Annotated in this window: 7 protein-coding genes; 4 read left to right on the top strand and 3 right to left on the bottom strand. The window is 69.2% G+C overall.

Annotated elements, in window-relative coordinates:
* Positions 1-778: 778 nt before the first annotated feature.
* The 3 genes from ACTJJP_RS15800 to ACTJJP_RS15790 form a co-directional block, all read right to left on the bottom strand.
* Entirely contained in the window at positions 779-1,825 is a 1,047-nt protein-coding gene (locus tag ACTJJP_RS15800) for an NAD(P)-dependent alcohol dehydrogenase (protein ID WP_440775938.1), read from the bottom strand.
* 126 nt (positions 1,826-1,951) lie between these two features.
* Complete coding sequence (locus ACTJJP_RS15795; RefSeq protein WP_440775937.1) at positions 1,952-5,542, bottom strand: RICIN domain-containing protein; 3,591 nt, start codon at positions 5,540-5,542, stop codon at positions 1,952-1,954.
* 212 nt (positions 5,543-5,754) lie between these two features.
* Complete coding sequence (locus tag ACTJJP_RS15790; protein ID WP_440775936.1) at positions 5,755-6,798, bottom strand: LacI family DNA-binding transcriptional regulator; 1,044 nt, start codon at positions 6,796-6,798, stop codon at positions 5,755-5,757.
* A 111-nt stretch (positions 6,799-6,909) separates the two neighbouring features.
* Here ACTJJP_RS15790 and ACTJJP_RS15785 point away from each other — a divergent pair, with 111 nt between their 5' ends.
* The 4 genes from ACTJJP_RS15785 (at position 6,910) to ACTJJP_RS15770 (ending at position 11,827) form a co-directional block, all read left to right on the top strand.
* Positions 6,910-7,833, top strand: coding sequence for a carbohydrate ABC transporter permease (locus ACTJJP_RS15785; RefSeq protein ID WP_440775935.1), 924 nt, complete (start codon positions 6,910-6,912; stop codon positions 7,831-7,833).
* Positions 7,830-8,765, top strand: a complete 936-nt coding sequence (locus ACTJJP_RS15780; RefSeq protein ID WP_440775934.1) for a carbohydrate ABC transporter permease — start codon at positions 7,830-7,832, stop codon at positions 8,763-8,765. Before ACTJJP_RS15785 ends, ACTJJP_RS15780 begins: the two co-directional genes overlap by 4 nt.
* 133 nt (positions 8,766-8,898) lie before the next feature.
* Positions 8,899-10,251, top strand: a complete 1,353-nt coding sequence (locus ACTJJP_RS15775) for an ABC transporter substrate-binding protein (protein WP_440775933.1) — start codon at positions 8,899-8,901, stop codon at positions 10,249-10,251.
* 55 nt (positions 10,252-10,306) lie between these two features.
* The gene (locus tag ACTJJP_RS15770) at positions 10,307-11,827 is read left to right on the top strand and encodes an alpha-N-arabinofuranosidase (protein WP_440775932.1); all 1,521 of its coding nucleotides are present in this window, start codon (positions 10,307-10,309) and stop codon (positions 11,825-11,827) included.
* The last annotated feature ends 3 nt before the right edge of the window (positions 11,828-11,830 follow it).

Below are 11,830 nucleotides of genomic sequence, written 5' to 3'. Positions count from 1 at the left end.
CGGCGGTCGCGCGGGCTGGCACTCGCGCCGAGAAACGGCATCCGCCGCAGGAAACGGCGGGACAAGGCGTTTCTCCCCGCCAACGGCGTTTCTCACCGAGGCGGGCTCCGCTGCGCGGCTGCGCGACCGGCGGTCTCGCGGGCTAGCAGCACCCGCGCCGAGAAACGGCATCCGCCGCAGGAAACGACGCGACACGACGTTCCTCCCTGCCAACGACGTTTCTCACCGAAGCGGGCGCCGCTGCGCGGCTGCGCGGCTGCGCGACCGGCGGTCTCGCGGGCTAACAGCACCCGCGCCGAGAAACGGCATTCGCCGCAGGGAACGACGCGACACGGCGTTCCTCCCCGCCGACAGCGTTTCTCACCGAAGCGGGCGCTGGCACTCGCGCCGAGAAACGGCATCCGCCGCAGGAAACGCCGGACATGGCATTCCTCCCCGCTGACAGCGTTCCTCACCGAGGCGGGCGCGGCTGCGCGGCAGCGCGAGCGACGCCAGCGGTCGCGGCAGCGCGAGCGACGCCGGCGGTCGCGCCGGCTGGCACTTGCACCGAGAAACGGCATCCGCTCGCAGAAACGTCACGACAAGGCGTTTCTCCCCGCGCATCGCGTTTCTCAGCGGCGATCGGCGGCGGAGGGCAGCGGAGGGCGGCGGAGGGGCGCGGAACGAGCGGCGCACGGGACGGGCCGCGGGGCCGACGAGACGGGATGCCGCGGCCCCGGCGCTCGGGCGAGCGTCGGGGCCGTGGCATCCGGGTTGCGCCGGGCTCAGGGAGCCGTGATCACGCGGGGGCGAAGGTCTTCGCGTCGATGACGAAGCGGTAGCGCACGTCGCTCTTCAGCACGCGCTCGTAGGCCTCGTTGATCTGATCGGCCGAGATGAGCTCGGTCTCGGGCGCGATGCCGTGCTCGGCGCAGAAGTCGAGCATCTCCTGGGTCTCGCGGATGCCGCCGATGCCCGAGCCCGCGAACGAGCGGCGGTTGGCGAACAGCGTGAAGACCTCGATCGGCAGCGGCTCCGGCGGGGCGCCGACGTTGACCATCGTGCCGTTGCGGGCGAGCAGACCCAGGTACTTCTTGAGCTCCAGCGGCGCGCTGACGGTGTTGACGATGAGGTCGAACGTGTTCTTCAGCGACGAGAAGGTCTCGTCGTCCTTCGTGGCGTAGTAGTGGTCGGCGCCCATCTTCAGGCCGTCGTCCTTCTTGCTGAGCGTCTGCGACAGCACGGTGACCTCGGCGCCCATGGCGTGGGCGATCTTGACGGCCATGTGGCCGAGTCCGCCGAGGCCGACGACGGCGACCTTCTTGCCGGGGCCGGCGTTCCAGTGGTTCAGCGGCGAGTAGGTCGTGATGCCCGCGCAGAGCAGGGGCGCGGCCTTCTCGTACGGGATGGACTCGGGAACGCGCAGCACGAAGTCCTCGTCGACGACGATCTTCTCGCTGTAGCCGCCCTGGGTGATCGTGCCGTCGACGTCCTTCGCGCCGTAGGTTCCGATGTTGCCCTTGAGGCAGTACTGCTCCTCGCCGGCCAGGCAGTTCTCGCACTCGCGGCACGAGTTGACCATGCAGCCGACGCCGACGCGGTCGCCGACCTTGTGGCGGGTGACGTCTGCGCCGACCTCGGCGACCGTGCCGACGATCTCGTGGCCGACGGTCAAGGGGTAGGGCACGTCGCCCCACTCGCCGCGGATGGTGTGGATGTCGGAGTGGCAGATGCCGGCGTAGGCGATGTCGATCAGGACGTCCTTCGGGCCGACGTCACGACGCTCGATCGTCGTGGGTTCGAGGGGTGAGGTCGCGGACGACGCCGCGTAGGCGTTGACGTGCATGGTTCTCCTCAGAGGGGGGGTCGATTCGGATGCATCCATCCTGCGACATGGCCTCTTCCGGGTCCCGACCCCTTGACGGATGCCGAAAGGGGCGGCGATCGGATCGCCGCCCCTTCCGTCATCCGCTTACTTGCAGGTGGCCGCCGGGATGGCCGCCGTGACCGTCGCCGGTGTGCCGTTCACGGTCGCCGTGACCGTCGCGGTCCCCGCGGGGATCGACGCCTGGCGCGTGGTGAACGCCGCAGAGGCGCGCTTGCCGGGCTCGATCGCGCCGAGGTTCTTCGCGCCGTACGGGCTCTCGACCCGCACGTCGGCGCGCGTCGCACCGTCGTTCTGCACCGTCACCGTGACCACGGCCTTACCGGAGATGCAGCGCGAGGACGCGGTCGCCGCGACCGTCGCGGCGGGAACGCGAGTCACCGTGACGGTGTACGTGCGCTCCGCACCGTTCGGGGCGGTCACTCGCACGGTGCCCACTCCGCCGGCGGCGGCGGGCTGCGTGATGCGCACCACGGCGTTCTGGTCGACGGCCTGCGCGTTCAGCGTGGGCCAGGCGTCGCCGGTCACGGTGACCGCGTAGTCGGTCTTGGCGGGGTCGAAGCCCGCGACCGCCGTCGCGCCGACCGTGAGTCGGGCGAGGTCCGCGACACCGGACACGGAGGGCGCCGAGGCGAAGATCTCGACCTCGGAGACCACCATGTGCGTCTGCGATCGGGCGTTCATCACGACCCGCACCTCGTCGGCCGCGACGCCGCCGAGCGACACCTCCACCTTCGGCGCGCCCGTCGTGGGCGCCGGGACGGTCTGCAACGCACCCTGCGTCCAGGCTCCGCCAGCACTGCGGTAGTCCACGCGCAGCGTGTCCGCCCAGCTCAGGGATCCGCCGTCACGGTAGAACTGCACCGTCACCCGTTTCACCGTCTCCGGACCCGCGAGCCCATAGGTGAGGGTGTCCTGCGTGTTCTTCGTTCCCGAGCGCCAGTTCGACCAGCCCTTGTCGGCACTCTGTCCGTTGATGGTCCGATCGACGGGGTACCCGCTCTCGGTGTAGGTGGCGGAGGGACGGCTCTGCGGGGCGACGTTGCGCTCGACGGCATCCGTCACGATCACCGTCAACCGGGCGGGCAGCTGCTCGCCGCTCGGACCGGTCGCCGTGCCGTTCACGGTGACGGTACCCGTCTGGGCGAACGCCGCGTCGGTCAGGTCGCCCCACGCCCAGGTCACGGGCGTCGAGAACCCGGCGCCATCGGCGCGGACCTCGGCCTGGACGTTCTTCGGCGCGAGAGCCTTGACGCTCGCGAGCGCGCTGCCCGCGGCGACGGTGATCGACGCCGGACGGGCCGCGGTGAACGCGCCGATCTCGACGATGGCGGATGCCTCGACGGTGGCGCCGAAGATGTCCGTGCCGGTGCCGCGCACCGTGACGGTGCCGGCCTTCGACCAGTCCTTGCCGTCGAGCTGCCAGGTCACGGGGACGGCGCGGGACGTCTGTCCCGCGTAGCTCGCGGTGACGGTGGCGGGAAGCGTCGGTGCGACACCCACCGGGGTGCTGACCGTGACGGGAGCGACCCCGAGCACTGCGGTGCCCGTCAGGCGCCACAGCTGGTTGCCGCCGCCGTTCGAGGTCCACAGACCCACGCGAGCCTCCGGCTGGGTGCTGGCCTGGTTGACGTCGAGCACTCGCTCGGCGCCGACGCTGAGCACCGAGTACGTCGACCCGTCCGTGGTGGAGGCCATCCACTGCAGGTTCTTGTCGGCAGCCGCAGCGGACGGGTCGGAGGTCACCAGCGCGGTGCCGCCGTTCGCGTTCGCGAGGTACTGTCCCGCCGCGTTCTTCAGGGTGAAGCGGTGCCGGTTGGTGCCTTCGCCGCTGAGCGAGGTGACGGTCCAGGTCTGCGGCTTGGCCGCGGCCTCGGTGGTGGCGGGCTGACGGATGGCGAGCGCGGAGCCGCCGTCGAGCGCGAGGCCGCTCTGCACGCCGATCAGCTGAACGGACTGTCCGTTGCGGAAGGCGGCGGCGGTGTCGGCGACACCGGAGGCCCCGTCGATGACGAACGTGGTGACCGATCGCGCCGGGACCGTGATCGTCGCCGTCTTCGTGGCGGGGTTCACGGCCACGGGGGCGCCCTGCTTCAGGGCGTTGACCGTCGGATTCTCGGCCGTGGACTGCGTCGTGACGATGGGCGTCACGGTGGCGTTCGCCGCCACGGTACCGAAGTCCTTCAGGTCGATCTCGACGGTGCGATCCGCCGTCTCGCTGTTCACGTGCACGACGGTCGCGCCCGTGCCGTCGGCGTCGATCGCCGCGGTGGACTGCGCGTTGGAGCTGGCGACCAAGCGGTCACCGGGCTTGATGTAGTGCGTGAAGTTGCGGACGGTGTTGTACTTCTCGTTCGTCAGCACCTTGCAGCTCGGGTCGGCGTCGCCGTCCTTCAGGCGACGCTCGGAGTTGCCCTGGGCGTTGCAGTCGAAGTCGATGAAGACGCTGCCCCAGTTGAGCTGCTCGACCTTCTGCATGTTGTAGAGGTCTTCGACCGGCTGCCAGAACACCCAGGCGTCGGGCTCGAGTTCCTGCAGGTCGCCGACGATGTGCTCGGCCATGCCGAGGCCGTTGCCGATGTCGACGGGGTTGAAGCCCTTGCCGGGCGTCCAGTTGCCCTCGACCTCGCTCATCCACAGCGGCTTGTCGGCGGCCTTGGCGATGTCGCGGACGACCTGGCGTCCGCCGGTGCCGTAGGTGTGGACGTTGAGCTGGTCGACGGCGTTCTTCGATTCGAGCGACCAGGCGTTCCAGTTCGTGGCGAAGATCCCGGGGTTGGTCTCGTCCATCGCCGAGATCACGGCGTCGGTCTTCGTGTCCGGGTCCGCCAGGCGCGCGGCGAGCGCCTTGATCATCTCGTCCTGGCGCTGCGGGCCGATGTGCGCACCCTCCTGGCGGCTGGCGCTGGTGGGCCAGGTCTGCCCCGAGGGGATGTTGGTCGACCAGTAGTTCGTGTTCGGCTCGTTGAACGGGTCGATCGTGTCGAACTGGATGCCGTGTTCCTTCTCGAGCTCGTCGACGACGGTCGTGAGGTAGCCGGCGAACTTGTCCATGTCGGCGGTGGCGAGCTGCTCGCTGGTGGCGTTGTTGATGCCGCCCGAGACGAACCCGCTCTGCGTGAGGAAGTAGGGCGGGGAGTTGCTGAAGGCCTCCCAGTGGGTGACCTTGCCCTTGAGCGCGTCGATCCACCAGCGCTGCGCGGAGTCGGCCGTGAAGTCGTAGTGGGTGGGATCGTCCGGGTTCCACGCCGCCTTGTAGCGGTCGCGGTCGGCGTAGGTCGAGGTGATCGCGCCCTTGTCGTCGGTGGCGGGGAGGTTCGGGTTCCAGAAGCCGGGCACGGCGCCACCGGGGCGGAGGTACGACGGGACGTCTGTCGCGTTGCCGCCGCCGATGTTGTAGCGGGCGATGTTGAGGTTGAGCCCGTCCTCGCCGAAGACGGCGTCGTAGAGCTTCTGCCGCACGTCGGCGGGATAGTTTCCCGTCGCGTTGGCGAACCACACCAGGCTCGTCCCCCATCCCTCGAACGGCTCGGATGCCGTCGCGGGGTTGGGCGCGATGCGCACGGGCACGGTCGCGGCGTGGCTCTCGTCGGGCGCGGACACGGCGGCGCCCGCGGTGATGGCGCCGGCGGCGAGGGCCACGGCGCACGTCATCGACAACAGTCGAGGTGACTTCATCGTCATTTCCGATCCGGCCGCTTCGATGCGGCCTCGTGGGGGAGTGTTGACGTCAACATGCAACGTCCAGCGCGAGCTTAGCCGAGGCGCGTTAGCGCACACAAGGGCCAACGGTGCGTCTCCCGGCCGACCGGCGGCCACGGGGCGTCCTGCGGCGGTCACCGCGACACGACGGAACCGTCACCGGCCCGTCCGGACCGGGCGGAGCGGCCTCAGCGAGGACCGGAGCTCTCGCGCACGACCAGCGACGTCGGCACGAGCGTGCGGGCGTGCTCGCCCCCCGTGCTCTCGATGTCGGCGATCAGGGCCTTCATCGCCTCTTCGCCCACGCGCTCGAACCGTTGGCGCACGGTGGTGAGCGGCGGCCAGAAGTTGGCCGCCTCGGGCATGTCGTCGAAACCGACCACGCTGACCTCGCCGGGCACGCGGCGACCCGCCTCGTGAAGGGCTCGGATGACGCCGAGCGCCATCTGGTCGTTCGCCGCGAAAACCGCCGTCACCTCGGGTCGCAGCGCGAGCGCCGCACCGATGCGGTGGCCGGAGTCGGCCGTCCAGTCGCCGATCTGCAGCTCGGGCACGCGGCATCCGCGATCCTCGAGGGCCGCCCGCCAGGCGTCGCGGCGCCGCTCCGCGGCGAACGACTCCGGCGGGCCCGATACGTGCCAGACCGTCTCGTGGCCGAGGTCGAGCAGGTGCTCGGTCGCGAGCCGCGCTCCCTGCGCCTGGTCGTTGTCGACGACGGCGTAGGGGTAGTCGGCGCTGGAGTCGACGACGACGACCGGCAGGCCCGACGGGATCGCGAGTTCGTTCTCACCGAGGCGGTGCGTCTCGATGAGGATCACGATTCCGTCGACGGCGTGCTCGCGCAGGCGGATGAACGCCCCCGACACGTCGGACTGCGAGGCCGACTGCACCGTGATGAGCGTGATGGAGTACCCGGATGCCGCGGCCATCGAGGCCAGCGCGTCGAGCGTGCGCGTGTTGCCGTAGGAGCCTAGCGAGAACATGATCACGCCGATGCTGCGGAACCGCCCCGATCGCAGGGCGCGGGCGGCACTGTTGGGCCGGTAGCCCAGGTGCGTCATGGCGTCGAGCACGCGCTGCCGCGTGTCAGGATCGACGTTGGAGCGCCCGTTCGCCACGCGCGAGACCGTCTGCCCCGACACCCCCGCCGCCGCCGCGACATCGGCCATCGACACCTCGCGTCGGCGTTCGCGCGTCGGGATCACGGCCGACGCCATCGTCGTCTCGCTCATGTCTGCCCCCTCGGGATGTTGACGTTGACACCTTAGCGGTGCCGGGTTATGTTTACGTCAACATCTCGGCCACCCGGACCGAAATGCGCACCAACGAAGAGGCACTGGACGATGACGACCACCGCGGCACCACCGCCCGCCCTGCGCACCCCGCGGCGCAAACGGCGCACACGCATCGATGATCGCGGCTGGCTTTTCGTCGCACCGTTCGCGATCGTCTTCGCACTCGTGTTCCTGGCGCCGCTGGTCTACTCGATCTACCTCAGCCTGTTCCGCGAGCAGCTGATCGGCGGCAACGCCTTCGTCGGACTCGAGAACTACGTCGCCGCCTTCCAGGACGAGAAGTTCTGGGACGGCCTCATCCGCGTCTCGATCTTCCTCGTGGTGCAGGTGCCGATCATGCTGGTGCTCGCCCTCGGTGCAGCGCTTGCGATCGACAGCGCCCGCCTCCACGCGTCGAACTTCTATCGCATCGTCATCTTCCTGCCCTACGCCGTTCCCGCGGTCGTGGCCGTGCTCATGTGGGGCTACATCTACGGCGACCAGTTCGGTCTGGCCGGCAACGTCAACCAGCTGCTCGGCTCCGAGGTCCTGCAGCCCTTCATCCCCCAGTGGATGCTGCTGTCGATCGGCAACATCGTCACGTGGCAGTTCGTCGGCTACAACATGCTCATCTTCTACTCGTCGCTGAAGACGATCCCGGGCGAGCTGTACGAAGCGGCATCCATCGACGGAGCGGGCGCCTGGCGCACCATCTTCTCGATCAAGATCCCCGCCGTCCGCGGAGCCGTGGTGATCGCGACCATCTTCTCCATCATCGGCAGCTTCCAGCTCTTCAACGAGCCGAACATCCTCAAGCCCCTGGCCCCGAACACGATCTCGACGTTCTTCACGCCGAACATGTACGCCTACAACCTGTCGTTCGCGGGCCAGCAATACAACTACGCCGCGACGATCGCCATCATCATGGGCCTGATCACCGCGATCATCGCTTACGTCGTGCAGCTGCGCGGCTCACGTCAGGAGGCGCGATGACCACCGCGACCGCACCCCGCACCGACACCGTCGCGGTGACCACCGATCGTCCGCGCGGGCGTCGTTCCTTCGCCCGCACGTCGCCGACGCACACCCGCCGCTCGGTCGTCCTGACCATCGTCATGAGCCTCTACCTCGTGTACACGCTCCTGCCGCTGGCCTGGCTCCTCATCAACGCCACCAAGACGCAGCCCGATCTGTTCTCGTCGTTCGGCCTGTGGTTCGGCGACAGCTTCGCCCTGGGCGACAACATCGTTCAGACCTTCACGTACCGCGACGGCATCTTCCTGCGCTGGCTCGGCAACACCCTCCTCTACGTGGTGGTGGGCGCCGGCGGCGCGACCTTCCTCGCGACCCTGGCGGGCTACGGCCTGGCGAAGTACAACTTCCGCGGGCGCAAGGCGGTGTTCGCCGTGATCCTGGGGGCCATCGCCGTGCCGGGCACCGCGCTCGCGGTGCCGACCTTCCTGCTGTTCAGCCAGCTGGGCCTGACCAACACCCCATGGGCGATCATCATCCCGTCGCTCATCAGCCCGTTCGGGCTCTACCTGGTCTGGGTCTACGCGACCGACGCGATCCCCACGGAGCTGCTCGAAGCCGCGCGCATGGACGGCGCGGGCGAGTTCCGCACGTTCTTCACGATCTCGATCCGTCTGCTCACACCCGGCATCGTCACCGTGCTGCTGTTCGCCGTGGTGGCGACGTGGAACAACTACTTCCTGCCCCTCATCATGCTGAGCAACCCCGAGTGGTACCCGCTCACCGTCGGTCTCAACCAGTGGAACGCGCAGGCCGTCGGCGTCGGCGCCCAGCCCATCTACAACCTCGTCATCACCGGTTCGCTGCTGTCGATCATCCCGATCGTCGCCGCGTTCCTCGTGCTGCAGCGCTTCTGGCAATCGGGCCTGAGCGCCGGCAGCGTCAAGCAGTGATCACCCAGCTTCCCCCTGATCGGGGCGTCAGCCCCACCACCCGAAAGACCCGGAGCGTCCTGCCCCGGTTTCACAACCCACCCGCACCGGAGCGTCCTGCCCCGGCATCCACAACAACGAAGTAGAGGAACCGATGACATTCATGCGTAAGGGCACCGCCTTCCGGCGGACCGTCTTCGCCGTCGCCGCCGCTGCCCTGTCGGTCGGCGCGCTGACCGCATGCTCCGGCGGCAACACCGGTGGCACCACGGGCGGCGGCTCGGCTGACGACATCGAGAAGGCCCTCGAGGCCGGCGGCGAGATCACCTACTGGTCGTGGACCCCCTCGGCCGAGGCCCAGGTCGCCGCGTTCCAGGAGAAGTACCCCAACGTCAAGGTCAACCTGGTCAACGCCGGTACCAACACCGAGGAGTACACCAAGCTCCAGAACGCGATCAAGGCCGGCTCGGGCGCCCCCGACGTCGTGCAGATCGAGTACTACGCGTTCCCGCAGTTCGCTCTGTCGGATTCGCTCCTCGACCTCGCCCCCTACGGCTTCGGCGACCTCGAGAGCGCCTACGCGAGCGGCCCGTGGGGCTCGGTCGACTTCGACGGCAAGATCTACGGCCTGCCGCAGGACTCCGGCCCCATGGCCCTGTTCTACAACAAGAGCGTCTTCGACCAGTACGGCATCGCCGTGCCCACCACCTGGGACGAGTACTACGCGGCGGCGCAGAAGCTGCACGCGGCCGACCCGACCAAGTACATCACCGCCGACACCGGCGACTCCGGCTTCACCACCAGCATGATCTGGCAGGCCGGCGGCACCCCGTTCTCGGCGGAAGGCACCGACGTCACCATCGACCTGCAGGACGACGGCTCGAAGAAGTTCGCCGAGAACTGGAACCGTCTGATCGAGGGCGACCTGCTCTCGACGACGCCCAGCTGGAGCGACGAGTGGTTCAAGGGCCTCGGCGACGGCTCGATCGCCTCGCTCGTCATCGGCGCCTGGATGCCCGGCGTGCTCGAGAGCTCGGTTGAAGACGGCGCCGGCAAGTGGGCCGTGGCCCCCATCCCGACCTACGACGGACAGCCCGCGACCGCCGAGAACGGCGGCGGCGGCCAGGCCGTGACCAAGCAGAGCAAGAACCCCGCCCTCGCGGCCGGCTTCCTGAAGTGGCTGAACAACGACGAGGAGAGCCTGCAGATCTTCGCCGAGTCGGGTGGATTCCCCTCCACGACGGCGCAGCTCAGCGACCCCGCCTTCGTCGACAAGGAGTCGGAGTACTTCGGCGGTCAGCAGATCAACCAGGTGCTGACCGAGGCGTCGAGCGACGTCGTCGAAGGCTTCAGCTACCTGCCGTTCCAGGTCTACGCCAACAGCATCTACGGTGACACCGTGGGTCAGGCTTACGCCAACAAGAGCGACCTCAACGCGGGCCTGACCGCGTGGCAGGACCAGCTCGTCCAGTACGGCAACGACCAGGGCTTCTCGGTCAACAAGTAATCAGCAGCACCAGGGGCGGGCCGCANCCCCTCCCCTTTCCCTCCCGAGGAGAGCCATGAGCACCCCCACCCGCATCACCGTCGACCGCACCGCCACCGGCGCCGCTGTCCCCCGCCGCCTTTTCGGCTCGTTCATCGAGCACATGGGCCGCTGCGTGTACGACGGCATCCATTCGCCCGGACACCCGAGCGCCGACGCCGCGGGCTTTCGCGCCGATGTGCTCGATCTCGTGCGCGAACTCGGCGCGACCGTCGTGCGCTACCCCGGGGGCAACTTCGTCTCGGGATACCGCTGGGAAGACGGGGTGGGCCCGCGCGAGGAGCGTCCGGTGCGGCTGGATGCCGCGTGGCACAGCACCGAGAGCAACCAGGTGGGTCTGCACGAGTTCGCCGACTGGGCGGATGCCGCGGGCTTCGAGGTCATGGAGGCGGTCAACCTCGGCACGCGCGGCGTCGCCGAGGCCGCCGATCTGCTCGAATACGCCAACCACCCCTCGGGCACCGCACTGAGCGAACGCCGCCGCGCGAACGGTCGCGACGAGCCCTTCGGCATCCGGCTGTGGTGCCTCGGCAACGAGATGGACGGTCCGTGGCAGATCGGCCACAAGACCGCCGACGAGTACGGCCGCCTCGCCGCCGAGACCGCGCGCATGATGCGCTTCCTCGACCCCGACATCGAGCTGGTCGCCGCCGGCAGCTCCAACCACGAGATGCCGACGTTCGGCGAGTGGGAGCGCACGGTGCTCCGCCACACCGCCGGCCTCGTCGACCACATCTCGGTGCACGCGTACTACGAGGAGGATCCGACCGACCCGGAGAGCTTCCTCGCCAGCTCCGCCGCCCTCGACCGGTACATCGCCGACGTCATCGACATCATCGACGAGACCGGCGCCACGACCCCCGACGGAGGCACGATCGGCATCAGCGTCGACGAGTGGAACGTGTGGAACCAGACCCGCTGGAACGAGGTCGACAAACCCCGCGTGTTCTCCGGCGACTGGCCGATCGCCCCGCGCCTGATCGAAGACGACTACACCGTGACCGACGCCGTCGTCGTGGGTTCGCTCCTCATCACGCTCATCCGCCGCTCCGACCGCGTCTCGATGGCCAACCTCGCGCAGCTCGTGAACGTGATCGCCCCGATCCGCACCGAACCCGGCGGCGGCGTCGCGTGGCGCCAGAGCACGTTCCATCCCTTCGCCCTCACCGCGAAGGCGGCGTCCGGCCGGGTGGTCATCCCCCGGGTCGAGGGAGCCTCCATCGACACGGCGCGCCACGGCACGGTCGACGCCGTCGACGCCGTCGCGACCGTCGAGGGCGGGGACGTCGCGGTCTTCCTCGCGCACCGCGACCTTCACGCCGCCACCGACGTCGAACTCGACCTGGGGGCGGTCGACGCGGTCGACGCGGTCGTCGTGACGATCCCCGAGGGCGGCGACCGCCACACCACCAACTCCGCGGGCGCCGAGCCCGTCGCACCGGTTCCGCTGGCCGTCGACATCGACGCCGACGGCATCCTTCGCTTCACCCTCCCCGCCCTCGCCTGGGTGCGCCTGACCGCGCGCCTCACCGACTGACCC

Origin of the sequence: Microbacterium sp. 22296, assembly GCF_052045385.1 — a bacterium.
GTDB lineage: Bacteria > Actinomycetota > Actinomycetes > Actinomycetales > Microbacteriaceae > Microbacterium.
This window is presented reverse-complemented; position numbering and strand designations above follow the sequence as displayed.

Coding starts and splice junctions, on each gene's coding strand:
- ACTJJP_RS15800 (WP_440775938.1), bottom strand. CDS start 1,825: ATGCACGTCAACGCCTACGCGGCGTCGTCCGCGACCTCACCCCTCGAA.
- ACTJJP_RS15795 (WP_440775937.1), bottom strand. CDS start 5,542: ATGAAGTCACCTCGACTGTTGTCGATGACGTGCGCCGTGGCCCTCGCC.
- ACTJJP_RS15790 (WP_440775936.1), bottom strand. CDS start 6,798: ATGAGCGAGACGACGATGGCGTCGGCCGTGATCCCGACGCGCGAACGC.
- ACTJJP_RS15785 (WP_440775935.1), top strand. CDS start 6,910: ATGACGACCACCGCGGCACCACCGCCCGCCCTGCGCACCCCGCGGCGC.
- ACTJJP_RS15780 (WP_440775934.1), top strand. CDS start 7,830: ATGACCACCGCGACCGCACCCCGCACCGACACCGTCGCGGTGACCACC.
- ACTJJP_RS15775 (WP_440775933.1), top strand. CDS start 8,899: ATGACATTCATGCGTAAGGGCACCGCCTTCCGGCGGACCGTCTTCGCC.
- ACTJJP_RS15770 (WP_440775932.1), top strand. CDS start 10,307: ATGAGCACCCCCACCCGCATCACCGTCGACCGCACCGCCACCGGCGCC.